Below are 24872 nucleotides of genomic sequence, written 5' to 3'. Positions count from 1 at the left end.
TATCTTGCCTGATAAATCAGATCATTATCAAAAACAAAATTTATGTCGCTTTCTCAAACAAATCACTTTAAGAAGGTGAAAATATTCACACTAATTTGTTGGTTCTTTACCCTTCTCTGGGCATGCAACGTTGATAACGATTTGCAAAAAACAAGAGATGAGTTACAGGGTCATATCGATGAAACTGAAAATATTATTGATATCACAAGCTTAGAAGTTAAACCTTCTAGTTTATCGACAAAGGAAGCATTTGACGAAAATAACCAGTATAACTTTACATCCGATTACATCAGGTACCTTACAGTTGATGAATTTGTATCTTTCATTAAAAAGGATGAACAGATTGATGCTGAAGTTATTAAGCCAAATAACCTAGTAAAACTTTCTGTAGATGTTATGGATTTGAATAATTTATTAGGTTTAGAGATTGGAGACAATGCGATAATTGCCAATGCCCCTTTATTTATTCCAAGTACAATACATTTTTGGGATGGAACAACATTAGCGGTGAATGGAAATTATAAAACATTAGATACTACCAAAATAAAAGAAAGCAATGGGCAAGATGCCAATGGATTTAAATACAACGAATTTTTAATTCCTGTTGATAAACCCATTCGTGCTGTAGATTTTGATGTTAAGTTTAAACATAAAGGGTTTAGAGGTTACCGATTGGATAGTGTTAACAAAATAGCCGAAGTAGATGGTGGGCGAATTGAATGGCAAGGCAACCAAAATGGAGAGGTGAAAATAAGCTATCCGCAAGTTATGGATAAGCGGATTGGCGAAACACACGGCTTTTATAAAAATGCTGAAATGTTGAAAAATTCTGGGCGAACAAGCTATTCAATTCCTTCTATAGAAATGATAGAATGGTTAAAAAAGACTCTGCCCACTTACCAAAAAGCGGTTGATTTAATTGATAATAAAGAATTGAAATCAAAGCAAGAGGTTGATGCTTATTTAGCCGAAAACCTGTTAAAAAAACCTGCTCAATCTGATAAAAAAACATTTGCTAAAACTTTCTATGCTGGCCCTGTGGATCATATTATGATCTATGTAGAAAATAGTAACCCAGAAAGTGTGACCAAGAAAGTGACTTTAAAACTCCATAAAGACGATCGGGAATGGTTTAATGAAGGCTATTTTGTAGCTAAAGATTCAAAAAACAATAAATATGGCATTGTAGATGCGAGAGGCAACTGGATAATCGATCCAACTTATGATGATATCAGGGCAGAGTCGGAAGGTAAATTTAGCGTGTACCAGAATAGAATAGGAAGAGTAAGAAAACTCGATGCATTGAACAAAAAATTCGTTGACTTACGCGACTAATGAATTTTTTTAAAAAACCGCTTTAATTAGTTAAATTCACAACATTGTGAAAATTCTGTTAATTACTAAGCGGATTCCCTTCCCGCCAAATAGTGGTTATCCAATTGTGGTTTATAATACCATGAAAGGCCTGCTGCAACTTGGTGCAGACATTACTTTGTTTAGTTTGAACCCTATGAAAGGTCGAATTGATATGGAGGATATTTACGATCCGATTTTCGAAAAGATCAAGTATCATACTGTAGATCTCGACACTGAAGTAAATGTATGGTCGGCTTTTTTTAACATTTTCACCAATGAATCGTATAATGTTTCCAGGTATTTTAGTGAGGATGCAGCACGACAACTCGAAAATATTCTGCGGGAAAATGTCTTTGATGTCATCCAGTTCGAAGGATTATTTGTAGTGCCTTACCTGGATGTTGTAAAAGCAAATAGCAATGCAAAGCTCATTTATCGGGCCCATAATATCGAATTTACGATGTGGGAACGACTGTCTCACTCAGAAAGTTTTCTAATTAGGAGAAAGTATTTAGCTTTTTTAGCTCAACGGTTAAAAGCTTATGAAACCGATCAAATTAACCGATTCCATCAAATATTTGCCATTAGCGAACCCGACAGGCAAAGTATTATCAGGTTTGGTTGTGAAGTGCCGATGACGGTTTTTCCAGTAGCCATTGATTTAGAAAAGTATAAAGTTGATAAAACGAAAACGAGTTTCCCTACGCTATTTCATCTGGGGGCGATGGACTGGCGTCCAAATCAGGAAGGGTTGGAGTGGTTTCTCGATGACATTTGGCCAGATATTGAAAAATTGAATAAAGACCTTCGTTTCTACATCGCGGGCAAAAACATGCAGAAACATTTTTTTGAATATGATTCTGATAACTTAATTGTTGAGGGAGAAGTTTTTGATGCGATTGAATTTATGAATTCGAAAGCGATTATGATTGTGCCACTTATTTCTGGCACTGGCATGCGGGTAAAAATTATTGAAGGCATGGCAATGAAGAAATGCATTATCGCTACCACTACTGCAGCTGAAGGAATTAATTGCCGGCACGGACACGATATTTTAATAGCAGATTCTGCCGACGAATTTTACCGCTATATTTTGCAATGTATCATAAATCCGAAGCGCTGGATGGAAATAGGAGAAAATGCCCGAAAAACAGTGGAGAACGATCACGGGATAAAATTGATTGCCGGTAAAATGCTGGAGATTTACAAAGAATTAATCACAGCATAAAAAATTACATGTTTTTTAAGTAGCTGTATTCATGTCTCTTCATCCATTTTGTTTCCCCGAAAAACTGTACTTCTTTTCTGTTTGAATAATTCGTTTTACTGATTGTATAAGTATGTCTAATCAGTGCCGGTTTCTTGTCATTCCCATCCGCACCGCTACTTTCCGTTATAATTTGAGTACTTCCGTCACTTAATCTGGTAATCGATTTGACAGTTGCTCCATCAAAGCTATTTTCTTTTGGAGAAATGATTAAGGTCTTAACTGAATTGGCCTTGGGTTCGTTAGGATAGATATTGGAGATCAACAGTTCGTTAGCATTTAAACCCTTCTTAATCTCGATATTGGCAGGCATGGTATAAGGTTTGCCCGAAGAATAATCGATATAAGTAAGGCTTCCCTTCCAATTCCCGATAAAAGGTTTTAATTCTTTTTTAGTGATTTTGCTTTGTGCAATAACCTGGCCCGTTGAAAAAATAAGGAAGCATATGAGCAATTGGAAGCGAATTTTAGTCATGATCTGGTGTTTCTTAAACTTTGTAATTTAGCATAAATTGGTTTCACTTATTTCATCTTATTCAATTCTATTTCCAATCGATCAAAATTTTCTTCATTTTTATCCACTACGAAGGGCTTGAGTTTATTACACTCTTCTGGAGAATTGAATAGCATTTTGAAAACAACCTGCGTTTCGTTTTCGGTGATTTCATCAAAAGTGGCCAAAACTTGAAAGTGAGGTTTTGAATGTCTTTTCCAGGCTATTAGCGATGGCACTTCGATTTTTATAAATTCACATTCGTTAGGATAATTCCCCTTATCGGGCCCGTGCATGATAAAGCTCCATCTGCCTCCTACGCAAAAGTCGAAAATATTGAAGGTAGTGGTGAAACCCTTTGGTCCCCACCAGTTTTTTAAATGGGTTGGATCTGCCCACGCTTTATAAACCAGTTCTCGAGGAGCATCGAAGTTTCTTGTGCTTACAATTTCTGATTCTGGCGTGGTGCTTATGATTTCTGTTGCCATTGTCTGTTTATTCGCTTTGTGATTTGATTTTCTAATTTACATATTTTCGCAACTGCTTTAACTAATCAACTCGCTACCTTTATTACAACTTAAGTTTTAAGCAGAAATTAGGTGATGTAAACCTGATTGGAGCGAACACGAAACCCGATTTTTTTATCGGGTAAGTAAAGCAGAAAGCAGGACTGAAAAGGCGATGAAATGCTTGCATTCTTTTCCATACTCAATTAAAAAGCCAAAAATTTAAGGATAAAACATTCCGGTTTTCTTATTACTTTTGCGCAACTAAAATTTACTCATGAGAAACACCGCATTAACAGAAAAACACATCGCTTTAGGCGCTAAAATGGTTGCATTTGCAGGTTATAATATGCCTGTTACTTACGAGGGTATAAACGCTGAACATGCAACGGTGCGTAATAGTGTAGGTGTTTTTGATGTGAGCCACATGGGTGAATTTATACTGAAAGGTGAAAATGCTCTAGATCTAATTCAACGCGTAACCAGTAACGATGCCTCAAAATTATATGATGGCAAAGTTCAATATTCGTGTTTACCTAATCAAGATGGGGGAATTGTTGATGACCTTTTGGTTTACCGTATAGATGAAAAAACCTATATGTTGGTTGTTAATGCATCGAACATTGAAAAGGATTGGAACTGGATTAAACAGTTTAACAATCAGGATGTGGAGATGCACAACATTTCTGATAAAACCTCTTTATTGGCAATTCAGGGACCAAAAGCAGCTGATGCTTTGCAAAGTTTAACAGACGTTAATCTAGCTTCAATGGAGTATTATACCTTTGTTAAGGGCACATTTGCAGGCGTTGATAATGTGGTTATTTCGGCTACGGGTTATACTGGTGCAGGAGGATTTGAAATTTATTTTGACAATGAGCATGCAGATAAAATCTGGGATGCAATTTTCGAGGCTGGTGCAGCTTATAATATCAAGCCAATAGGCCTAGGTGCCCGTGATACGTTGCGTTTAGAAATGGGTTTCTGTTTGTATGGAAATGATATTGATGATACTACTTCGCCAATTGAAGCTGGTTTAGGCTGGATTACCAAATTTTCAAAACCGTTTACAAACTCTGATGCGCTACAAGCACAAAAAGAAGCTGGTATTCAAAAGAAATTAGTGGGTTTTGAAATGATTGACAGGGGAATTCCTCGCCATGATTATGAAATTGCTGATGCTGATGGAAATATTATTGGTAAGGTAACTTCTGGAACGCAGGCACCTTCGTTACAGAAAGCAATTGGTATGGGTTATGTAGCTAAAGAATTTTCGAAAGAAGGAACGGAAGTTTTTATCAACATCCGCAATACGCCAATTATGGCTAAAGTAGTTAAGTTTCCATTTTATAAATAAGATTTTGAGACAATAGATGTGAGATTTGAGTTCGTTTGTTCTTGGTCTCACATCTTAAATCTCAGTACTCAAATCTAAGAAATGTCAAAAAAAATAGAAGTTTGTTTAACACCTGCTTTGATCGATCTGTATGATATTGAGCAAAGTATTGTGGTTGTTATTGATATTTTGAGGGCAACTTCGTCCATTACTTACGGAATTGAAAATGGTGCTGAAGCCATTATTCCGGTTGCCAATGTGGAAGATTGCCTAAACTACAGCGATAAAGGTTATTTATTGGCTGCAGAACGGAATGGTGAAGTGGTGGTGGGATACGATTTTGGGAATTCGCCATTTTCTTATACCAAAGAAAAAGTTGCAGGTAAAACAATTGTTCTTACTACCACAAACGGAACTAAGGCGTTGCATTTGGCCAATAAACGGGCTTATCAGGTGGTGATTGGTTCATTCTTAAACTTAGATTCGCTTTGTAAATATCTGGCAAGCCAGGATAAGAACGTTCTGCTACTTTGCGCTGGATGGAAAGACCAATTTAATTTGGAAGATACCTTGTTTGCCGGTGCAGTTGTAAATCAATTGCGCAAAAATTTCGAACACTTCGATGATTCCAGCGTTGCAGCTGAAGATTTATACCTGCTTGCAAAAGACGATTTAAGGAAATATCTACATAAATCTTCTCACAGCCACCGTTTAGCACAATTAAATATTGAGGATGATGTAGTGTTCTGTTTGCAGTTAAATGTTTGTAAAGCTATTCCGGTTTTAGATGGGGAAAGATTGGTTAGCCTGAACCCCCAAACCCCCTAAAGGGGGCGTTAAAAGCATGATGGAAATCCAAGAATGTTAATAATGTTATAATTCGGTTTCCCTATAAAGTGGAATAATCTTCTCATTGGTTATAAAAATCCTACATCTTACGACACTTCTGGCTAGGCAAATTCACTTTTAGCGGACTGGCGTGATAAGTTCCCTAATTTCTGGCGTATTTTTAATGGTAATCAAAGCCTCTTCGTGTGCCAGCCAATAAATATCTTCCGCCCGCTTCATATCGAAGGTACTGATAGCACCTAAACCTTTTGGTTCAATCATCACATTACAGAACTTAGCTTTACGCTCCATATCGTGGTTTATCGACATAATTCCTGCTCGTCCCATTAAATTGGTAATGCCTGTAATTTTATCTACGGGTTTTAAATGATTGCAAGATGAACCAATAATGAAATCGCATTCTTCCATTAAAGGCTCGACTGGGAAATTATTCAGAATTCCTCCATCAACGTACATCTGCCCATCAATCATTATGGGTTTAAAAATACCAGGAATACAACTTGATGCCTGTATGGCCCTGATCAGTGGTCCTTTGGTAAAATATACCAAGCGGCCTTCGCTAAAATTTACAGCCGCAATTGTAAGTGGTATTTTCAGTTTTTCGATGCTATCTTCAGGGAAATATTCTCTAAGTATGTGTGCGGTATTTTCAATATTTATCAAACCCAGTGAGCCAACGGCCGGGCGAATAAAACGCCAGAGTTTAGTTTTTAAGAAAATGCTTAGTCCTTCTTCGGGATCAATTCCTGCTGCAAAAAAAGCGCCTGCAATTGCTCCCGCACTTGTTCCGCTGATGTGGCTGAAGGTAATTCCCAAATTCTTAAATGCCTTAAGAATGCCAAGGTGCGCTATCCCTCTAATTCCTCCTCCTGATAATACGATACCTACTCTCATTTACAAATACTTGATGTTTAAACTGAAGAACCGGCTAATTTGTTTGTTGCCTGAGTCTTTCTAATTGCCAACGTTTACTTCTGTTTCGGTTTATATTTAGATTGATTGAGAATTTTTTGCGCATCGTTATCTGCCATGAGTTGCTGTAGCGTTACTTTCGGATTTTCGGCCATGTACTTTCTCACAATTTGCCAGCCTGTCCATACGCCTAATTTTGGTGCCGACTTTTGGTCGCCCAATGCAGGTGTAAATGGTCCTTCAGAAAGGAAAACCTGGATTTTGTGGTAGTCGGTTTCATAAAGGAAGTTGTTTTCCAAAAAGTAAGCCCAAATATCACCTTCAAAATCTTGGGTCCATTGTAATTGTTGCTGTGTGTAGCCAATTTTGGTAGAGTCTGGCATATCTTCCGGTAATACCTGATCCAGAAAGTAAAGAATTTTTCCCTGGAAGATCATTTTGGATAATAACGTCCGGTTTTCATCTGGTTCTGGAAACAAGTCCTCGTGAGCATAGGTTTCTGCTACCCGGGGTACAATATATTCGGGAGTAAATCTTCGCGATAGGTATAAAGGAACACTTTGGACTATGGCACCATAAAATTTGCTGTCTTTACCTAAAAACATATCTAAACCTATACCCAAATAATTGTCTCCAACGGGCATCTGATAAGCAAAACCCGAAACAAATGAAATTATTTTTGGCACTTTGGCCTTCGGGTAATAGTATTTGATGTATTTAAAAGTTTCTGTTAAACCTGCTTCCTGAACTTTTAAATTAGGGTAAACACTATCAACTTCCTTTGTTAAATCACTGTAAGCTTTATCATTAAATAAGGTATTCAATATTTCGTCATTGCTGTAATCAGGAGAGCCGATCATTTTATGAATATAATCATCATAAAAAAAACCATACTTTTTTGAAAGAAAGGTATTGGTAGCGGTTACATTTTTATCTTTCGAGGCAAACAATTCTTTATCAAATCGTTCAATTTTTATATCGAGCTTAATGTTGCTTACATCAGGGCGTTTGCTTTGTTTGCAAGAAATAAATGCGGCAGCAAAAAGAAAAATTAGATAAATTTGCCTGTGTTTTACGTTATACATCATGTACAACAAATATAATCACATTAAGCATGAAAAAAATAACGACTATTTTAATTTTATCTTTTTTGGGTTTTGTCTCCTATGCTCAAAATTCTCGATTAACCAATTATGGTTTCAGATTAGGCCTAACCGCTACACCAACTATCGGTTGGATAAAACCTGAACCTGGAAAAACAAACAGCGTTGCACTTGGGTTTTCTTATGGATTAATAGGAGATTTTAATTTTGCCCCGAACTACAGTTTTTCAACTGGTTTAACCATTACAACTATCAACGGAAAAAGTACTGAGGTAAACGTTTCACCTTATTATGCAAATGCAAATAGTAGTATTCCTGTGGCTTACGATTTGAAATATAAGATGCAATATATTGAGTTGCCGTTAACGGTGAAGCTTAAAACGCTAAAAGCTGATGGCAAACGTTGGTATGGACAATTTGGTTTATCGAACGGATTTAACATTAGCGCTAAGCAAGATGCAGTAAGTGGTGCTAGTACTGTTGGCGATAATCAAAAAATATCAGATTTTACGAAATTCTATCGGGCGGGTTTAATACTCGGAGCTGGAGGTGAATTCGATATTTCTGGTAACGCAAGTATTTTGGCTGGTTTAACCTATAATAATGGTTTTACTAATATCACAACTGATAAAAACCGCGATGTGAGAAACCATTATCTTGCACTTAATTTTGGTGTATTTTTTTAATTTGCATTTTACATTTTTCTTAATATTCGATACTTAATTCTTCAAAATGAAAATAGCGCTGGCCCAACTCAACTACCACATTGGTAATTTCGAAAATAATACGAACAAGATCGTAGAGCACATTCAGCTTGCAAAAAGTAAAGGTGCTAATCTGGTTGTTTTTGCAGAGTTGGCTGTTTGTGGTTATCCACCGAGAGATTATCTGGAGTTTGATGAGTTTATAGCCCTTTGCGAAGATGCGGCTCAAAAAATTGCAAAAAGCTGTGTGGATATTGCTTGTATTATTGGCTTGCCGGTTAAAAACGATATTCTCGATGGTAAGGATTTATTCAATGCGGCTTATTTTATCGAAAATGGTAAAGTAAAAGCCATAACAAAGAAAGCGTTGCTGCCCACTTATGATGTATTTGATGAATACCGTTATTTCGAACCTGCTTCAAGCTTCAAGTGTATTGATTTCAAAGGAAAAAAGATTGCGCTTACCATTTGTGAGGATTTGTGGAACATTAATGATAACCCATTATATGTTTCAAACCCGATGGATGAACTGATTAAGGAGCAACCCGATTTAATGATCAATATTGCGGCTTCCCCTTTTTCTTATACGCATGATGATGAGCGGATTAAAGTTTTGGCCGATAATGCAAAGAAGTACAATTTGCCGGTTTTCTATGTGAACCAGGTGGGAGCACAAACGGAAATTATATTCGATGGCGGCTCGCTCGTTTTTGATGCCGATGGCGCCATGAAAGCTGAAATGAAATATTTTGAAGAAGACCTTCAGGTATTTGATTTAGATGAAATTGAAAATGTTAAAAATAAATACCCACAGCCCGAACGGTTAACCGATATAGAGCAAATTCATGATGCATTAATCCTGGGCATTAAAGATTATTTTGAAAAATCTGGCTTTAAAAAGGCGGTTTTAGGATTGTCAGGCGGCATTGATTCTGCAGTGGTGTGTGCGCTGGCGTGTCGTGCTTTGGGTGCTGAAAATGTAATGTCGGTTTTAATGCCTTCTAAGTTTTCTTCAGATCACTCCATTCAGGATGCTTTAGATTTGGTAAAAAATATTGGATGCCAGCATGAAATTATTGCGATAAAGGAAGTAGCGGAAGCTTTTGATCACATTTTAGCACCAGCTTTTGAAGGTCTGCCTTTCAATTTGACAGAAGAAAATATCCAAGCCCGTATTCGTGGGGTAATAAATATGGCCATGAGTAACAAATTTGGCTATATTTTACTCAATACATCCAATAAAAGTGAGTGCGCTGTTGGTTATGGCACTTTGTACGGCGATATGTGTGGAGCAATTGGGGTAATTGGCGATGTATATAAAACCCAGGTTTTTGAACTGGCGAGATACATTAATAAAGAAAAAGAAATTATACCAGTAAACACAATTGTTAAGCCACCTTCGGCAGAGTTGAGGCCAGATCAAAAAGATTCTGATTCATTACCCGACTACGACACGCTCGATCGCATCTTATATCAGCATATTGAAAAAAAGAAAGGATCAAGAGCAATTATTGAGCAAGGTTTTGATGAAGAACTTGTAAAAAAGATAATTAAAATGGTTAACGTAGCTGAGTTCAAGCGTTATCAAACTCCTCCAATTTTAAGAGTTTCGCCTAAAGCCTTCGGTATGGGTAGGCGGATGCCAATTGTAGGTAAACACCAAATCTAGTAGGTTTGAGGATATTAAAAAGCTTGTTGACCAATAATCAACAAGCTTTTTTTGAGTTATGCTAACGTTGCGTCAACAGTAATCGAAGTATTTAATAATTTTGAAATCGGGCAATTTTTCTCTGCATCAGCTACTAATTCATCGAATTTTTCTTGAGTAAGATCTGGAACCTCCGCAGTTAAAGTCAAATGCGATTCTACAATTTCTCCCTTTGAAGGATCTAAGTTAATTTCACATTTCGTTTCCAATTTAGTGGCGGTAAAACCTGCTTCAGCTAAGTTAGCAGAAAGCTTCATGGTAAAACATCCGGCATGCGCAGCGGCAATTAATTCTTCAGGGTTGGTACCAACTCCTTCTGCAAAACGAGAATTGAAAGAGTATTGTGTGTCATTTAATGTAGTGCTTTGTGTGGTCAGTTTACCGGCACCTTCTTTAATAGAGCCTTGCCATACGGCTGTTGCATTTCTTTTCATGTTGAATTATTTTTTTTGAGATAAGATTTCTAACAATAAATATAACCTAATGTTTGTATAGCAAACGCAATTATTTCGTTAACATTTGATAAAGTTTTAATCTTCTTTTTCTACGTTAGATGGATCCACTGTAGGTGTTGCCTTCATTCTTAATGATTGGATGAGTAAGATGCCGACGCCAATCATGATTGATATATCGGCAATATTAAAAACACCGGTTTGGAAGATTTGAAAATCCATGTGCATGAAATCAGTAACGGAACCGTGAACAATCCGGTCGTACAAATTACCCATTCCACCGCCAATTAAAAAGCAAAGCGCAATTTGCATGGTGCTCGGTAAATTCTTTTTTGAAAATAAATAATATAGGCCGTAACCTAAAAATAAGACGGGTAGACCTGTTAAAATGATGAGACGAAAAATATAAGGCATATTGTCGCCTAAACTTAAGAAAGCCCCACTGTTCTCCACTTTAGTTAGGGTGAAAAAATTTTTAATCAACACAATATGTTCGTAATCAGAAATCTCATTTCGAACGACGAATTTTGATATCTGATCAAGGGCGATGTTTAAAATCAAAACAATCAAAAGGAAAAACCAGGTATAATTTTTATGGTATTGCATTTCTTTAAATTTTAGCGAATAATGTCAGCATCAACGGGTGTATAGCCCAAAATTCTGCTCAACGACATGATTTGTCCTTTGTGGTGAAACTCATGCGTAATCACGTGTGTAAACAATTGCAAGGCACTAATCTTTGTTGTTTTGCCATTGCGAAAAATCTGAATCTCTTTTTGATAATTTCCTTCAAACTGATTTAAAAATTGATCGATGGAAAGATTAATCCGGTTGAAGTATTCAATACAATCATTCAAAGTTGAGTAATTTTCGAAAGCGGGATAAGTTAATGGTAAGCCTAGTCCTCGCTCAACAATCCATGAGGAGTAAGTATCACAAATGTGAACCAACAAATTACGAATAGAACCTTTGCCAAAAGCACTGTTATCGCAAGTGAAGTCTTCATGAGATATGGTTTTAATGTAATCTAAAATGGTTTCTCTGGAAAACAAAACGAGTTCATATTGTTGTTTCAGCATAGAATTACTTTTTAACCCACTTTTTATAAGGAATAATCAGCGCCAGGATTAAAGCTAATATACAAAGCACTTTTGCAATGATGTCGCCATTTTTGGTGTAAAATGTCAGTTCATCATTCAGGTTGATATCAGCTTTTAGGGCAGTTCTTGTCCACCATTTTGTACTTTGAGTAATGTCGCCACGCTGGTTGATAAAGCAAGAGATACCAGTGTTTGCCGATCGGGCTATGTCTCTGCGGTTTTCGATGGCCCGTAGTTTGGCATACATTTCATGCTGATCTTTGCCCGATGTATTTCCCCACCAGCCATCGTTGGTAATAATGGCAATAAATTGTGCGCCATCTTTAACTTGGTGTCCTATCCAATCGCCCCATAGGCTTTCATAACACACTACAGGTGCGGCGCCAATGCCACTTTGTGCATATAAAACACTGGGCTTTTCTTGCCAGCCCCATCCACTAACACTTCCGCCTAATTCAGAAAAAACACCGTCTAAAAATGAAAATACTTTCGGAAAAGGCATTTTTTCTGCTCCTGGAACAAGTTTCGATTTATGGTAAAACTGAACATTGGCTGAATTTTCCAACTGCATTGCAGTATTAAAATTATCGTAATATCGCCCGCTACGCTCGTCAAGTTTTGCGGATATTGTCTTTTTATCCGCATAAATTTTTACGGTTTCCATTCCGGTAATTAAAGTGCCGTTTCTATACTTACTTAAAAAGTTCTGTAAAGTAATCACTTCAGGATATATCCTGATCTGATCCTCATCTGCATAAATGGGCACAGCAGTTTCCGGCCAGATAAAATATTCGGTATTCGGTTGTGCAAGGGAATCAGATAAATGAGTCAATATCTGAATTTGCTCTGCAGGAGGAATTTCACTTAATTTCTTGTAAGGATCGATATTGGGTTGAACGACTACCACATTGCTGGGTGTACCTTGTTGTTCGGCGTTGAAATATGTTACTATGGAAAATGTAGCTGGAACAATTACTACTAAAGCCCAAATACCCGCTGGTTTGAATTTCGCATATCCGGTTGTAGAATTGAATTTTTTGTAAGCTTCGAAGGCCAAAATATTGCTTAGCAAAATCCATAATGTACCACCATAAATGCCAGTATAATCATACCATTGCGCAAGTTGGTGCATACCGGCCAGGCCATTTCCCAAAGTCATCCATGGGAAAGCCAGATCCCAGGTTTGTTGTAAATATTCGAGTGCAATGTAAAATGAGATCAGCCCTAAATAGGCAATCACTTTATTGGTATATCTACTTAAGCGATAAAAAAGCCAGAAAGCGGTAGTCATTAAAAATGCCCCTAATCCGTAAGGAATTAAGGAAACAGGGATAGCAACGGCGGTACCATTGTAGGCACTAATGGCATTATATACCCAATAGATAGAGGCTGTGTTCCAAATTAGAAAAGTAAGCCCTGCGGTTAAAAAAACTTTTTTGCCTTTCTTTTTTTGGTCGCTATTAAAAATCGAATCAAGCGCAATAAATAAAGGCACTAATGCAATAAGCAACAGCGGAGTTGTAAAGGGCATAGGTGGCCAGGCCAGCCAAAGTAAAAAGGCGCTTAGTATGGCTAAGAGATAGCTTTTTTTCATTTTTTAGGGAAATGAGAAATAGGAAATAGATTAGTTGGTCGACCTTGTGTCTAATTGACTATTCTCCATTCCCTATTTCCTGAATTTAAAAACTATCTAAAATTGCTGCTTTTTTAGCTTCGTATTCTTCCTGAGTAATCAAGTGTTTATCATAAAGCGTTTTCAGCTTACGAAGTTTTAATGTAGTCTCATCTTCCGGCTCTTCTACTACTTCCGCAATTTGAATAGGCTCAGGTTCTGGAGTATGAGATTCAATAGGTGTAAAATCTGCGAAAGGTTGAGGTGCTGGCTGAATAGGTGCAGCTGCCCGATCTTCTTCCAATTTCTGCTGTCTTAAAGATTCCTTATAATCCTCTAGCTGCTCATTTGCCGCTTGGTACAACTTCCTGGCCTGCGTTTTAGGTATAAACTCTGTAACGATGTTTTCGCCAGTTTGCGGCACACAAATAAATTTCGAACCAAACAATTCTTCCTTGAATGAAACCTCTTTAATGTTTTTAAGCGAAATATCTTTAAAGTTCATGGTTAGGCCTAAATTTCCTGGCTCGCAATAAAAAATGCGTTTATTGGTTACTGCAATACTATCTGGCAACAAGTTTACAGCAGGTTTTTTTTGCACGGCGAGGTATAAAATTTCTTCGCCTGTGGTTAAAAGGTCATTAAGCTTTCCGATAACTTTTTCAACCGCTTTTGGGTCTTGTTCGTCGCTTAAAAATCTATCTATGCTAATCATAATTGTTATTTAAATTGATTGTGGTTAATTTAAGACACTACTCGGCATCATCGTATTTATCCTTGTTCTTTGCTCTTTTATCTTTACTCATGTCTTTCCCGGCAATGCAAATTACGAATTCTCCTTTTAAAGTATTGTTCTCGAAATGTGATTTTATTTCTAATAATGTGCCTCTAACGGTTTCTTCGAACATTTTAGTAAGTTCTCTACTTACGGATGCCTGTCTATCCGCCCCCAAGTACTGGGCAAACTCTTCCAAGGTTTTTAATAAGCGGTGTGGACTTTCATAAAGTATGATGGTTCGATCTTCTTCGGCAAGTTTTTTAAATTTTGTTTGACGGCCCTTTTTTACGGGCAGAAACCCTTCAAAACAAAAGGCCTCAGCAGGTAAGCCAGAATTTACCAAGGCAGGCACAAACGCCGTTGCACCTGGCAAGCACTCTACATCAATTTCGTTTTTTATCGCTTCGCGAACAAGAAAAAAGCCTGGGTCTGAGATAGCTGGCGTTCCAGCATCCGAGATCAATGCAATTTTTTGTCCTTCCTGTAAAAATTTGATAATCTCCGAAGTCGCCTTATGTTCGTTATGCTGATGGTGGGAGAATACCCGTTTATCAATGCCAAAGTGTTTAAGCATGGGTGCACTTGTGCGGGTATCTTCTGCTAAAATTAAATCGCACTCTTTTAAAATCCGAATTGCCCGAAAGGTCATGTCTTCCAAATTGCCAATCGGCGTAGGTACGAGGAATAATTTGCCATCCATAGTATCAAGTATCAAGTATCAAGTATCAAGATGTTGCATGATCTAAAACTGCAAACTGAAAACTGAAAACTCTTTCTATCTTTGTAAAAAAATTAAATAATGCTGCAAGTTAACTATATCCGCGAAAATAGAGAGAAAGTTTTAGAACGTTTGAGTGTACGTAACTTTAAACAACCAGAGTTGGTAGATGAAATTATCAAAATTGATGAAGATCGTCGTGCTACCCAAACTTCGCTTGATCAAATTTCCGCAGAAGCAAATGCAGCAGCCAAACAAATTGGCGATTTAATGCGTACTGGTAAAAAGGATGAAGCAGAAGCTATTAAAGCCCAAACCACTTCTCATAAGGAGAATATTAAAAACCTGACCGAAAAATTGAACGAGCTGGAAACTGCTCAGTTTAATGCAGTTGTTCAGTTGCCGAATTTACCTTACCATTTAGTGCCAACGGGCTCAACTGCCGAAGAAAATGAGGTAGTTTATGAGCATGGCGCACCAGCAGAATTGCCAACTAAAGCGTTACCACATTGGGAACTGGCGGCTAAATACGATATCATCGATTTTGAATTAGGGGTTAAAATTACGGGTGCAGGTTTTCCGGTTTACAAAGGAAAAGGAGCGAGGTTACAACGTGCTTTGATTAATTTCTTTTTAGATCATGCAACTGCTGCGGGTTACAAAGAAATGCAGGTGCCTCATTTGGTAAATGCTGCATCTGGTTTTGGTACTGGTCAGTTACCCGATAAAGAAGGACAAATGTATCATTCAACTGTTGATGATTTATACCTGATTCCTACGGCAGAAGTTCCGGTTACCAATTTATACCGCGATGTAATTATTAAGGAAGAAGACCTGCCGATCAAAAACACAGCTTACACACCCTGCTTTCGTAGAGAGGCTGGTTCTTATGGAGCGCATGTTCGTGGTTTAAATCGTTTGCATCAGTTTGATAAAGTTGAGGTGGTTCAGATTACACATCCTGAAAAATCTTACGAAACGCTGGAAGACATGAGCAACTATGTACAGTCTTTGTTGCAGGAGCTTGGCTTGCATTACCGCGTTTTGCGTTTATGTGGAGGAGACATGGGATTCACATCGGCCATGACTTACGATATGGAAGTGTGGAGTGCCGCACAAGAGCGTTGGTTAGAGGTTTCTTCAGTATCAAACTTCGAAACTTATCAGGCCAACCGTTTAAAACTTCGTTTTAAAGGGAAAGAGGGCAAAGCACAATTGGCACATACGTTAAATGGAAGCGCATTGGCATTGCCTAGAATCGTAGCTTCAATTTTAGAAAATTATCAAACGGAAAACGGAATTAGAATTCCGGAAGCACTGGTAAAATACACAGGCTTCGATATGATTGATTAGATTTCCACAAGTCGTCATTGCGAGGTACGAAGCAATGTCTTTTGCTGTTAGATTGCTTCGTACCTCGCAATGACGGAAAATAAGTAGGCATAAAAAAAAGCTTTGCATCACTGCAAAGCTTTTCGTTTTTTATAGATAGATGTAATTGTTTTTCTGATTATAGAATCAAAATCAATAATAAGATGATGATGATAATTGCACCAACTGAAAGATAAACGCCACCAGAAACTGCACGGGCCTGACCTTTCAATTCTCTCAATTCGCTACGTAATGCCTTACGTTCTGCTCTTGTTAAATTAGATTTATCCATATCTCTAATTTCTTCAACACGAGTTTTAATTCTTTCTAACTGTGCAGATTGTTCAGCAGTTAATTCTGTAGGGTTTTTTGCAGGTTTGTTAGCCGCTTGAACGGAGTTGAAGCTGATACCTAAAGAGAAAATAAGTGCTAGTGTGTAAATGAATTTTTTCATAATTTCTATTTTTTTAGTGTTTCAATGTGTACGTAACAAAAAACCTACCAAAATGTTCTTGGTAGGTTTTAAGATGCGAATATCTTAGTGCTAAAACGGATTATTTAATCTCGAAGACTACATTCACAGTGAAATTTAGTTTAATCTTCTTGAAGTCGATTTCTGGTGCTGCGTCTGCAGATTCAGCCATTGCAGATTTCATCATATAATTTCTGTAAACAGGTTGTATAATATTGTCGCCGCCATCCTGTATCTCTATAGCACTACCTAATTTATCGCCCATGGCCTCAACCATATAAGCTGCCTTTTCTTTTGCGGCTAATAATGCCTTAATTTTTAAATCTTTCTTAAGGCTTTCAATTTTCGAATAATCATAGCTTTCAATGTTAGTATTGGCAATTCCTTTTGGATCAATAGCCTCTAAAATGGCGTCGAATTTATTAAGGTCACTTACTTTTAAACGATATTGTTTGCTCGCTAAAAAATCAGGATTTTTCTTTTTCTCCGTAGCATAATTCCAGCTGCTCAGGTTGCTAATGGTCAAATTTTCTTTTGCAATTCCTGCTTTCTGTACAGCAGCAAAAAGTTGTTTTTCTAATTCAGTAATGTCTACTTTCTTTTTTCCGTTCAAATATTCCTTCAACGAAATCCCAATGTAAATGATGTCTGGAGTAACCTCTGTTTCAGAAGTTCCGCTTACGCTAATTTTCCTGCGTAAATCTGTTTGCTGAGCCATTGCCGATGAAAGGCCTAAAAATGCAACTAGTGCAACTGCTATTAACTTTTTCATAATCTTTAGTGTTTTTAATTGTAATGAAGCTTGCATAAGCTTTTTTTATTTAGCTTTTGTTTGCTTATGCAGGTTTCATAATTCTATTTTTCTTTGTGTGTGTTGTTATGATGTGCCTTGTGTACAAATTCCACACCATGATTTAATTTTATTAAAATATTTGAAAATGTAAGGCAGTACTAATCAGCAAAACCAGCCCCGTTATTCGTTACAAGTCCTCTTCCAATGAATTATTGGAATGCGGGCTTCCCACTACTACCGCCTGCCTGCCGCAGTCAAGGGTTTATTGAGGGAAATTTGTGCTGATAACAATCCGTTTGATTTTTAATTTGTCAGTAAAAACCCACAAAACATTTGCTCTGTAACGGCACTGTCTCATTTTTAAACAATTCATGGTATAAAGCAAATTAACGTTAAATTTGCAGTTCATTAAAAGTTTATAGTGAAGAAATTAATCATCGGAACACGCGGTAGCGAACTTGCATTGTGGCAGGCTAATCACATCCAAAGTGAGTTAGAAACAATCGGTATTGAAGCAGAAATCAAAGTTATTAAAACGCAGGGCGATAAAATTCTGAATTTACGTCTGGATAAATTAGAAGGCAAAGGGTTTTTTACCAAAGAACTGGAAGAAGAACTTTTGGGCGGAACAATCGATTTGGCGGTACATTGCCTTAAAGATTTACCAACCAACCATCCTGCTGGCTTAACCATTGCTGCAATTCCGCCACGCGAAGAAGCAACCGAATATCTTTTGATTTTAAAAGACTGTGTTGATGTTTCTCAAAAATTGTCTCTGAAAAAAGGCGCAATGGTGGGTACTTCATCAAACAGAAGAAAAGCGCAACTTTTGGGTTTACGCTCTGATTTGGAAATCGAAGATTTACGTGGAAACGTTCCAACCCGCATTCAGAAACTCAGAGATGAAGATTACGATGCTATTATGTTGGCGAAAGCAGGTATTAAACGCTTAGGCTTAGATGTTAGTGAATTTCACGTTGAAGAATTGGAGCCGACAGAATTTGTTCCTGCTCCTGCTCAAGGTGCTTTGGCTATTCAAATCAGGGAGAATGATACTGAGCTCTTCGATGCACTTCAAAAATTGCATGATCCTGCGACAGCAGAAGAGGTTGGTGTAGAACGGAAAGTGCTTAATATTTTTGAAGGTGGCTGCCACATGCCTTTGGGTTGCTATTGCAAAAAAGAAGATGGCGCCTACGAAGTGTGGACTTCGAAAGCGGAAACTGCCGATGATTTTCCTGAGCGTTTATTCTTACGTTCTGAAACAACAGATGGTTTAGCAGAGAAAATCGTGGCTAAATTTTCAAAGGAAAGAAAAAAGCCTACAAAGGTTTTCATCTCCCGTGAAATTGGTGAGCACAGTTATTTCCGCAAAGCGTTAGAAAATAACAATATAGAAATTGAGGGTCGTTCGTTAATCCGTACGTTTCCTATCGTTACCGTTTTAGACCAGTTTATATTAAAAAATATCGATTGGATTTTCTTCAGTAGTAGAAATAGTGTGGAGTATTTCTTCAATTTAAAACCGCAATTGCCAAAGAAAACACAATTTGGCGTAGTGGGAAGAGGTTCTGAAGATGCTTTACGCAAATTTAATCATTTTGCAGATTTCGTTGGTGCAAGCGGCGATATTTCTGAAGTTGCAGAAGATTTTGCGAAACTGGTTTCTGGAAACAATGTTCTATTTCCAAGGGCGCAGGATTCTTTACAATCCATTCAGAAATCTTTACCTGCTGATGCAAAAATTATCGACTTGCCAATATACGAAACGGTAATCGAAGAAAATATCGATCAGAGTTATGCTGATGTTTTAATTTTTACCAGTCCATCAAATGTAGATGCTTATTTCGCTGATAATTTATTGGAACCTGGTCAGCAGGTTATTGCAATTGGAAATTCTACAGGCAAGAAGTTTGACGAAATGGGCGTAAAGTATGCTTTGCCATATTCGCCTGATGAAATTGGCTTGGCAGAAGCGGTTTTTGGAATAGAAATTAAATAGAGGTTGAGGGTTTAAAGGTTCAAGGTAGGGGTTTGGATGCTGAAAGACTAAAGCTGAAAGACTAAAGCGAAAAGCAAGACCGCATCGTCATTGCGAGGCACGAAGCAATCTTACTACGAAAGATCTTCATTGCAAACGCATTAGGATTGCTTGCCTGCGTTGCAATGACGACCGTAAAAACTAAAAATGCTCGTAATAATACAATACCCAAGTCTTGATACCAGCCTAAGCGGCAGGCGAGCTTGATACTAAATACTTGATACTAATAAAATGTTACACCGTCCGAGAAGATTAAGGAAAAACCCGTTGGTTAGAGAGATGGTAGCCGAAACCCGACTATCGAAAGATATGTTTGTGTACCCGTATTTTGTTGTGCCAGGAACAAATGTGACACATGCGATTGATGCCATGCCGGGAGTGAACCATTATTCGGTTGATACTTTGGTGAAGGACGTAGAATCGGGAATGAAAAAAGGCTTGAATAAAATCATGCTCTTTGGCGTAGGCGACGAAAAATCTGCTGATGCAAAATCAGCCTATCATGATCATTCACTGGTTCCAACTGCCGTTCGCGAGTTAAAAAAACAATTCGGAGAAGATTTATATGTGATCACTGATGTTTGCGTTTGTTCTTATACCACTCACGGTCACTGTGGAATTATGGAGAACGATTATGTTCAAAACGATAAAACGGTTGATGTGATTGCAAAAATGGCTTTAACGCATGCGCAAGCAGGAGCCGATATGTTTGCACCATCGGATATGATGGACGGGAGAATTGAAGCGATGCGTAATCTTTTGGATGATAATGGTTTTGTAAATGCAGCCATTATGAGTCATGCTACAAAGTTTGCATCGGCTTACTATGGTCCATTTAGGGAAGCTGCAGATTGTGCGCCAAGCAAAGGTGATAGAAAAGCATACCAAATGGATTTCAGAAATCCTCTGGAAGCTCTGCGTGAAGCACAACTAGACGAGCAGGAGGGAGCAGATGTTTTGATGGTAAAACCGGGTTTGGCTTATCTGGATATTATTCAACGTTTGAAACAGGATACAAACTTGCCTGTTGCGGTTTATAATGTTTCAGGAGAATATTCGATGGTGAAAGCTGCTGCAGAACGTGGATGGATTGATGAGCAGAAAGTGGTAATGGAAACCATGCATGCCTTTGCCAGAGCTGGAGCAAGTATTATAACCACTTACCACATTAAAGATATTTTAAATAACGATTGGATGTAGATAAGCTGAAAGTTTAAAGCCGAAAGACCAAAGCCATTTTAAGCGCTTTACTTTTCGCTTTAACCTTTAGTCTTTCAGCTTTTAGCTTAAAAAAATGTTAGATTCATTAAAGAAAATGTTTTCAGGCAACGAGGCCGATGTTCCAGTAAATACAGGAAGTAAGCCTGATATTTCAAGAGTAAAATCTGCGGAGTTGTATGAGAAATCAAAAACTTATTTCCCAGGGGGTGTAAACTCACCGGTTAGGGCTTTTAAATCAGTATATGGAACGCCACTTTTTATTGAAAAAGGAGATGGTTGCTATATCTGGGATGCCGATGGAAATCAGTTTATTGATTTCTGCGGAAGTTGGGGGCCATTAATTTTGGGCCATAACAATCCAAAAATTCGTGAGAAAGTTACTGAGGTAATGCAAAACGGAATGAGTTTCGGGGCGCCAACAGCTTTGGAAAACGAACTTGCGGAATTGATTATCAAAAACAATCGTTTTGTAGAGAAAATCCGTTTTACAAGTTCTGGTACTGAAGCGGTGATGTCGGCCATTCGTTTAGCTAGAGGTTATACCGGAAGAGATAAAATTCTAAAGTTCGAAGGTTGTTATCACGGCCATAGCGATTCACTTCTAGTAAAAGCAGGTTCGGGTTTGGTTACTTTTGGCGAAACATCTTCGGCTGGTGTTCCAAAATCTTTTGCTGAAGAAACCATTGTGATTCCTTTAAATGATAAGACTGCAATTGAACAAGCTTTTAATCAATTTAAAGACCAGATCGCTGCGGTAATTATTGAGGGTATTCCTGCCAATAATGGCTTGATTATGCAGGATGAGGAATACATTCAGTTCTTGAGCAAAATCTGTAAGGAAAATAATTCGCTTTTGATTTTCGATGAAGTAATTACAGGTTTTAGGGTTGGCTTTGAAGGTGCTGCAGCTTATTATGGCATCACGCCCGATATAGTCACTTATGGGAAAATCATTGGTGGCGGTTTACCTGTTGGGATGTACGGTGCAAGGGCTGAAATTATGGCGCACATTTCTCCAGATGGTGGCGTTTATCAGGCCGGTACTTTATCTGGCAATCCAGTGGCGATGGCTGCGGGAATCGCAACCTTAACGGAATTAAACAAATCTGGTTTCTACAAAGATTTAAATAACAAAACGCAAGATTTTGTAGCCAGTATTCAGCGTTTTGCTACGGCGAGAAATTATAAATTTAAGGTGTTTACGGTGGGTTCTATCTTTTGGTTTGCTTTTACAGAGAAGGATAAAATACAGTCTGCCGATGATATCGATGCAAGCAGCATGGAGAAATTCAAAATTATGCACCGTGAACTGTTAAACCGAGGAATCTATTTAGGTCCTTCGGGATATGAAGTGGGTTTTGTTTCAGCGGCACATACTAAAATCGAGTTGGAGAAAGCGAAGAGAGCGATTTTTGAGGCGTTGGATTTAGTGTTTAAGAAGTAGGGTTTAACCACAGAGAGTTTAAACCATAGTAAGTATACGTGCCTGTGGCAGGCACGTAAGAAAATATAAGGTCACGGTTTCGTCATTGCGAGGTACGAAGCAATCTTAAAGCTTTGGGTTAAAATAGCTTTTGTTGTAGGATTGCTTCGTACCTCGCAATGACGAGTTTGGTTATAAAATTGAGGGAACTCCCCTCCTTATTTTCAAGGAGAGGTTGGGGGTGGTTTTAAGCTTCTTGCACAAACCAAAGTGATCTAAACGCGATTGATGTGAAAATACTTTTTGATTTAAAAGTTACTAACTCTAATGAGCAAAACGCCTGTTAGAGTTAGTAACTTTGCAAAAAGATTGCAACGGAAAGCGGGGCTGAAATAACCGAAATGTACAGAGACTTGCTTTTCTAATAATAATTTAGCTATTTGAGAAATATCTTAAAACCTTAAAGCCTAACAATCCTGGTAAAGACAGATGAAGAAATCCATTATCATATTTTACGCATTATTACTTTACGCATTAATTCAACTTATTTCTTGGGGCACTTTGGTGGTGCGTTTGCAGCCAAGCCGCATGACCATGATTATGGGTGAAGGATCCGTATTTCTGTTTTTGCTTTGCATTGGTGGCTATTTCCTGCATCAATCGTTAAAACGGGAAGATAAATTGAGGGAGCAACAGCAAAATTTTCTAATGTCTATCACGCATGAGTTGAAATCGCCATTGGCTGCCATCAAACTTTCCATTCAAACCATTGTTAAAAGAGATTTAGATAAAGCCCGTCAGGTTTCTTTGTTGAATAATTCACTGAAAGATATTGAGCGTTTGGACGATTTGGTTGAAAATATGTTGCTTGCAACCAAAATTGAAAACCGTTCGTACACCTTTCCGAAGGAGGAATTTAATTTTTCGGAGTTGGTCTATAAAATTACAGATCGGCTGCAGGTGCATTCATGCGGAAACGAACAGCTTATTAATGCGCATATTCAGCCAAATTTGCAGATAATGGGTGACAAGTTTGCCTTATCGTCAGTAGTTACGAATTTAATTGAGAATGCTGTTAAATATTCCAGTCCCTGCGATGAGATAAATGTTTATTTAGATGAGGTGGAAGGGCATATTCAGTTGAGTGTGGTAGATAAAGGGCCGGGTATTTCAGATGCCGAAAAAATGTTGATATTTGATAAATTTTACCGCGTTGGTAATGAGAATGTCAGGAAAGCGAAGGGAACAGGTTTAGGCTTGTTTATTGTGAAAGAGGTTTTACAATACCATGATGCAGATATTACAGTAAAAGACAATTTGCCTCAAGGAAGTATTTTTGAAGTAACATTTAGTTAATCTCAATTATGTCACAAAAATTAAGAATTCTATTGGTAGAAGACGAGGATCACTTGTTAGATGCTATCAAATTAAACCTAGAACTTGAGGGTTATAAAGTTCATGCCGTTAAAGATGGCAAAACCGCTCTTAAAATATTTAAAGAAGAACGTTTCAATTTAATCATTCTGGATGTGATGCTACCAGAAATGGATGGTTTCCAGGTTTGCGAAACAATCCGTTTAGAGAATGCAGAGGTTCCGATTATGTTTTTAACGGCTAAAAATACTTCAGAAGATCGTGTTTTAGGCTTGAAAAAGGGTGCTGATGATTATTTAGTAAAACCTTTCAACTTAGAGGAATTAATTCTCCGTGTTGGAATTTTGGTTAAACGCAGTTTGAAATCTGATGATTTGAAAGAATTAAATTCTTATAAAATCGGCGATAAAACCATCTATTTTAATTCCTTTGAATTGAAACATGATGATGGCACCATTACGCCATTAACTAAAAAAGAAACCATGTTGTTAAAGCTTTTAATTGAGCGTAAAAACGATGCGGTTTCTCGTGAACAGATTTTGGAAACTGTGTGGAATTATGATGTTTATCCTTCAACAAGAACGATTGATAACTTCATTCTAACTTTCCGTAAGTATTTCGAACCTGATCAAAAAAACCCAGTTTATTTCCACTCTATTCGTGGTGTAGGTTATAAATTCACTGATAGTCATTAATGTACAATAGTTTAGGCCGGTATGTTTTAATGGCCGTTTTCTTGCTGGCTGCTTTGGTTTGTATCGTTTACGATCAATACGAGTTGGCAGCAGTAGCGGGGTTTTTATTGCTCTTTTTGATTTGGAGTCATTTTAGACACAGCTCTGTTTTAATGGCTTCCAAGTATTTCAAAAACAATGAATTTGGGAAAGCAAAGCTGATGCTTGCTGAAGTTCCAAATCCTGAGCGATTATCAAAGAATCGTAGAGGATACTATGAATTCATGCAAGGCAATATGGCTTTGAAAGAGGAAGATTACGAAAAAGCTGAATATCATTTTCAGTTGGCCAGTCGTTTTCCTGTTGGCGGAAAAAATGAGAAATCTTATGTATTGATTCATTTGGCCAACCTCGCTTTACGTAGAAAAGATAAAGAAAGGGCGGAAGTTTATGTGGCCAAGGCCAAAGAACTTTCTGAATCATCACGCTCTAAAGACATTATCGTTAAAATTGAAAAAGAAATAAGCAAATTATAATATTCGTATTGTCATTTTGAGAAACGAGGCGCCGCTTTAGTAATAAAAAGGTTCTTCGTTTTTTTTTATTTCA

At 37.6% G+C, this 24872-nt stretch carries 25 protein-coding genes; 13 read left to right on the top strand and 12 right to left on the bottom strand.

Annotation, left to right across the window (positions count from 1 at the left end; all coding sequences use genetic code 11):
- The first annotated feature begins 42 nt into the window (after nt 1-42).
- Together ACZZZC_RS22355 and ACZZZC_RS22350 are read left to right on the top strand one after the other, a co-directional pair.
- Nucleotides 43-1335 carry a WG repeat-containing protein gene (locus ACZZZC_RS22355; RefSeq protein ID WP_463488143.1) on the top strand — a complete coding sequence of 431 codons (1293 nt, stop codon included), beginning with the start codon at nt 43-45 and terminating at the stop codon, nt 1333-1335.
- 46 nt (nt 1336-1381) lie between these two features.
- On the top strand, nt 1382-2584 hold the full coding sequence (locus tag ACZZZC_RS22350) for a glycosyltransferase family 4 protein (protein ID WP_463488142.1): 1203 nt from the start codon (nt 1382-1384) through the stop codon (nt 2582-2584).
- 4 nt (nt 2585-2588) lie between these two features.
- Here the strand turns inward: ACZZZC_RS22350 and ACZZZC_RS22345 are convergent, their stop codons facing one another.
- The gene (locus ACZZZC_RS22345) at nt 2589-3098 is read right to left on the bottom strand and encodes a hypothetical protein (RefSeq protein WP_463488141.1); all 510 of its coding nucleotides are present in this window, start codon (nt 3096-3098) and stop codon (nt 2589-2591) included.
- 47 nt (nt 3099-3145) lie between these two features.
- Nucleotides 3146-3604 carry an SRPBCC family protein gene (locus tag ACZZZC_RS22340; protein WP_463488140.1) on the bottom strand — a complete coding sequence of 153 codons (459 nt, stop codon included), beginning with the start codon at nt 3602-3604 and terminating at the stop codon, nt 3146-3148.
- A 295-nt stretch (nt 3605-3899) separates the two neighbouring features.
- Between ACZZZC_RS22340 and gcvT the strand changes: the two genes are divergently transcribed.
- Together gcvT and ACZZZC_RS22330 are read left to right on the top strand one after the other, a co-directional pair.
- Nucleotides 3900-4979, top strand: a complete 1080-nt coding sequence (gene gcvT, locus ACZZZC_RS22335) for a glycine cleavage system aminomethyltransferase GcvT (protein WP_463488139.1) — start codon at nt 3900-3902, stop codon at nt 4977-4979.
- Between the two features lie 81 nt (nt 4980-5060).
- On the top strand, nt 5061-5786 hold the full coding sequence (locus tag ACZZZC_RS22330; RefSeq protein ID WP_463488138.1) for a 2-phosphosulfolactate phosphatase: 726 nt from the start codon (nt 5061-5063) through the stop codon (nt 5784-5786).
- A gap of 138 nt (nt 5787-5924) precedes the next feature.
- Here the strand turns inward: ACZZZC_RS22330 and ACZZZC_RS22325 are convergent, their stop codons facing one another.
- Together ACZZZC_RS22325 and gldB are read right to left on the bottom strand one after the other, a co-directional pair.
- Nucleotides 5925-6701: a patatin-like phospholipase family protein gene (locus ACZZZC_RS22325; RefSeq protein ID WP_463484081.1), complete on the bottom strand. Its 777-nt coding sequence runs from the start codon at nt 6699-6701 to the stop codon at nt 5925-5927.
- 74 nt (nt 6702-6775) lie between these two features.
- Nucleotides 6776-7807, bottom strand: a complete 1032-nt coding sequence (gene gldB, locus ACZZZC_RS22320) for a gliding motility lipoprotein GldB (RefSeq protein WP_463484080.1) — start codon at nt 7805-7807, stop codon at nt 6776-6778.
- Nucleotides 7808-7833: 26 nt separating this feature from the next.
- Here gldB and ACZZZC_RS22315 point away from each other — a divergent pair, with 26 nt between their 5' ends.
- Both ACZZZC_RS22315 and ACZZZC_RS22310 read left to right on the top strand, forming a co-directional pair.
- Nucleotides 7834-8508, top strand: coding sequence for a porin family protein (locus ACZZZC_RS22315; protein WP_463484079.1), 675 nt, complete (start codon nt 7834-7836; stop codon nt 8506-8508).
- 46 nt (nt 8509-8554) lie between these two features.
- The gene (locus ACZZZC_RS22310) at nt 8555-10195 is read left to right on the top strand and encodes an NAD+ synthase (RefSeq protein WP_463488137.1); all 1641 of its coding nucleotides are present in this window, start codon (nt 8555-8557) and stop codon (nt 10193-10195) included.
- A gap of 56 nt (nt 10196-10251) precedes the next feature.
- On the opposite strand, the gene ACZZZC_RS22305 is transcribed toward ACZZZC_RS22310, so the two are convergent.
- The 6 genes from ACZZZC_RS22305 to rsmI all read right to left on the bottom strand — a co-directional run bounded on the left by ACZZZC_RS22305 (nt 10252) and on the right by rsmI (nt 14876).
- Nucleotides 10252-10668: an OsmC family protein gene (locus ACZZZC_RS22305; RefSeq protein ID WP_463484077.1), complete on the bottom strand. Its 417-nt coding sequence runs from the start codon at nt 10666-10668 to the stop codon at nt 10252-10254.
- Nucleotides 10669-10764: 96 nt separating this feature from the next.
- Complete coding sequence (gene lspA, locus ACZZZC_RS22300; RefSeq protein WP_463484076.1) at nt 10765-11292, bottom strand: signal peptidase II; 528 nt, start codon at nt 11290-11292, stop codon at nt 10765-10767.
- 11 nt (nt 11293-11303) lie between these two features.
- Nucleotides 11304-11765, bottom strand: coding sequence for a DinB family protein (locus ACZZZC_RS22295; RefSeq protein ID WP_463484075.1), 462 nt, complete (start codon nt 11763-11765; stop codon nt 11304-11306).
- A 4-nt stretch (nt 11766-11769) separates the two neighbouring features.
- Entirely contained in the window at nt 11770-13380 is a 1611-nt protein-coding gene (lnt, locus tag ACZZZC_RS22290; RefSeq protein ID WP_463488136.1) for an apolipoprotein N-acyltransferase, read from the bottom strand.
- Nucleotides 13381-13465: 85 nt separating this feature from the next.
- Nucleotides 13466-14113 carry a PH domain-containing protein gene (locus ACZZZC_RS22285; protein ID WP_463484073.1) on the bottom strand — a complete coding sequence of 216 codons (648 nt, stop codon included), beginning with the start codon at nt 14111-14113 and terminating at the stop codon, nt 13466-13468.
- 37 nt (nt 14114-14150) lie between these two features.
- Nucleotides 14151-14876 (bottom strand): 16S rRNA (cytidine(1402)-2'-O)-methyltransferase, encoded by a 726-nt coding sequence (gene rsmI / locus ACZZZC_RS22280; protein ID WP_463484072.1) that lies wholly within the window; start codon nt 14874-14876, stop codon nt 14151-14153.
- Between the two features lie 99 nt (nt 14877-14975).
- Between rsmI and serS the strand changes: the two genes are divergently transcribed.
- Entirely contained in the window at nt 14976-16247 is a 1272-nt protein-coding gene (gene serS / locus ACZZZC_RS22275; protein ID WP_463484071.1) for a serine--tRNA ligase, read from the top strand.
- A 157-nt stretch (nt 16248-16404) separates the two neighbouring features.
- Here serS and ACZZZC_RS22270 read toward each other — a convergent pair whose 3' ends face one another.
- Together ACZZZC_RS22270 and ACZZZC_RS22265 are read right to left on the bottom strand one after the other, a co-directional pair.
- Nucleotides 16405-16719 (bottom strand): hypothetical protein, encoded by a 315-nt coding sequence (locus tag ACZZZC_RS22270; RefSeq protein WP_265799347.1) that lies wholly within the window; start codon nt 16717-16719, stop codon nt 16405-16407.
- Nucleotides 16720-16819: 100 nt separating this feature from the next.
- Nucleotides 16820-17509, bottom strand: coding sequence for an SIMPL domain-containing protein (locus ACZZZC_RS22265; RefSeq protein ID WP_463484070.1), 690 nt, complete (start codon nt 17507-17509; stop codon nt 16820-16822).
- Nucleotides 17510-17951: 442 nt separating this feature from the next.
- Between ACZZZC_RS22265 and hemC the strand changes: the two genes are divergently transcribed.
- The 6 genes from hemC (at nt 17952) to ACZZZC_RS22235 (ending at nt 24799) form a co-directional block, all read left to right on the top strand.
- On the top strand, nt 17952-19532 hold the full coding sequence (gene hemC, locus ACZZZC_RS22260; RefSeq protein WP_463484069.1) for a hydroxymethylbilane synthase: 1581 nt from the start codon (nt 17952-17954) through the stop codon (nt 19530-19532).
- A 270-nt stretch (nt 19533-19802) separates the two neighbouring features.
- Complete coding sequence (hemB, locus tag ACZZZC_RS22255) at nt 19803-20771, top strand: porphobilinogen synthase (RefSeq protein WP_463484068.1); 969 nt, start codon at nt 19803-19805, stop codon at nt 20769-20771.
- Between the two features lie 94 nt (nt 20772-20865).
- Nucleotides 20866-22236 carry a glutamate-1-semialdehyde 2,1-aminomutase gene (gene hemL / locus ACZZZC_RS22250; RefSeq protein WP_463484067.1) on the top strand — a complete coding sequence of 457 codons (1371 nt, stop codon included), beginning with the start codon at nt 20866-20868 and terminating at the stop codon, nt 22234-22236.
- 468 nt (nt 22237-22704) lie between these two features.
- Complete coding sequence (locus ACZZZC_RS22245) at nt 22705-23571, top strand: sensor histidine kinase (RefSeq protein WP_056850967.1); 867 nt, start codon at nt 22705-22707, stop codon at nt 23569-23571.
- An 8-nt stretch (nt 23572-23579) separates the two neighbouring features.
- Nucleotides 23580-24284 (top strand): response regulator transcription factor, encoded by a 705-nt coding sequence (locus ACZZZC_RS22240; protein WP_025146905.1) that lies wholly within the window; start codon nt 23580-23582, stop codon nt 24282-24284.
- On the top strand, nt 24284-24799 hold the full coding sequence (locus tag ACZZZC_RS22235; RefSeq protein WP_056850966.1) for a hypothetical protein: 516 nt from the start codon (nt 24284-24286) through the stop codon (nt 24797-24799). The genes ACZZZC_RS22240 and ACZZZC_RS22235 overlap by 1 nt, the downstream gene beginning before the upstream one ends.
- The last annotated feature ends 73 nt before the right edge of the window (nt 24800-24872 follow it).

The sequence above is a fragment of the Pedobacter sp. AC212 genome (assembly GCF_979258625.1).
The sequence above is the reverse complement of the archived record's forward strand: the minus strand, read 5'-3'. Positions and strand labels throughout refer to the sequence as shown.

Excerpts from the sequence above, each read along its gene's own strand:
- ACZZZC_RS22355 (WP_463488143.1), top strand. The coding sequence starts at position 43 with ATGTCGCTTTCTCAAACAAATCACTTTAAGAAGGTGAAAATATTCACA.
- ACZZZC_RS22345 (WP_463488141.1), bottom strand. The coding sequence starts at position 3,098 with ATGACTAAAATTCGCTTCCAATTGCTCATATGCTTCCTTATTTTTTCA.
- ACZZZC_RS22340 (WP_463488140.1), bottom strand. The coding sequence starts at position 3,604 with ATGGCAACAGAAATCATAAGCACCACGCCAGAATCAGAAATTGTAAGC.
- gcvT (WP_463488139.1), top strand. The coding sequence starts at position 3,900 with ATGAGAAACACCGCATTAACAGAAAAACACATCGCTTTAGGCGCTAAA.
- ACZZZC_RS22330 (WP_463488138.1), top strand. The coding sequence starts at position 5,061 with ATGTCAAAAAAAATAGAAGTTTGTTTAACACCTGCTTTGATCGATCTG.
- ACZZZC_RS22325 (WP_463484081.1), bottom strand. The coding sequence starts at position 6,701 with ATGAGAGTAGGTATCGTATTATCAGGAGGAGGAATTAGAGGGATAGCG.
- gldB (WP_463484080.1), bottom strand. The coding sequence starts at position 7,807 with ATGATGTATAACGTAAAACACAGGCAAATTTATCTAATTTTTCTTTTT.
- ACZZZC_RS22315 (WP_463484079.1), top strand. The coding sequence starts at position 7,834 with ATGAAAAAAATAACGACTATTTTAATTTTATCTTTTTTGGGTTTTGTC.
- ACZZZC_RS22310 (WP_463488137.1), top strand. The coding sequence starts at position 8,555 with ATGAAAATAGCGCTGGCCCAACTCAACTACCACATTGGTAATTTCGAA.
- ACZZZC_RS22305 (WP_463484077.1), bottom strand. The coding sequence starts at position 10,668 with ATGAAAAGAAATGCAACAGCCGTATGGCAAGGCTCTATTAAAGAAGGT.
- lspA (WP_463484076.1), bottom strand. The coding sequence starts at position 11,292 with ATGCAATACCATAAAAATTATACCTGGTTTTTCCTTTTGATTGTTTTG.
- ACZZZC_RS22295 (WP_463484075.1), bottom strand. The coding sequence starts at position 11,765 with ATGCTGAAACAACAATATGAACTCGTTTTGTTTTCCAGAGAAACCATT.
- lnt (WP_463488136.1), bottom strand. The coding sequence starts at position 13,380 with ATGAAAAAAAGCTATCTCTTAGCCATACTAAGCGCCTTTTTACTTTGG.
- ACZZZC_RS22285 (WP_463484073.1), bottom strand. The coding sequence starts at position 14,113 with ATGATTAGCATAGATAGATTTTTAAGCGACGAACAAGACCCAAAAGCG.
- rsmI (WP_463484072.1), bottom strand. The coding sequence starts at position 14,876 with ATGGATGGCAAATTATTCCTCGTACCTACGCCGATTGGCAATTTGGAA.
- serS (WP_463484071.1), top strand. The coding sequence starts at position 14,976 with ATGCTGCAAGTTAACTATATCCGCGAAAATAGAGAGAAAGTTTTAGAA.
- ACZZZC_RS22270 (WP_265799347.1), bottom strand. The coding sequence starts at position 16,719 with ATGAAAAAATTCATTTACACACTAGCACTTATTTTCTCTTTAGGTATC.
- ACZZZC_RS22265 (WP_463484070.1), bottom strand. The coding sequence starts at position 17,509 with ATGAAAAAGTTAATAGCAGTTGCACTAGTTGCATTTTTAGGCCTTTCA.
- hemB (WP_463484068.1), top strand. The coding sequence starts at position 19,803 with ATGTTACACCGTCCGAGAAGATTAAGGAAAAACCCGTTGGTTAGAGAG.
- hemL (WP_463484067.1), top strand. The coding sequence starts at position 20,866 with ATGTTAGATTCATTAAAGAAAATGTTTTCAGGCAACGAGGCCGATGTT.
- ACZZZC_RS22245 (WP_056850967.1), top strand. The coding sequence starts at position 22,705 with ATGAAGAAATCCATTATCATATTTTACGCATTATTACTTTACGCATTA.
- ACZZZC_RS22240 (WP_025146905.1), top strand. The coding sequence starts at position 23,580 with ATGTCACAAAAATTAAGAATTCTATTGGTAGAAGACGAGGATCACTTG.
- ACZZZC_RS22235 (WP_056850966.1), top strand. The coding sequence starts at position 24,284 with ATGTACAATAGTTTAGGCCGGTATGTTTTAATGGCCGTTTTCTTGCTG.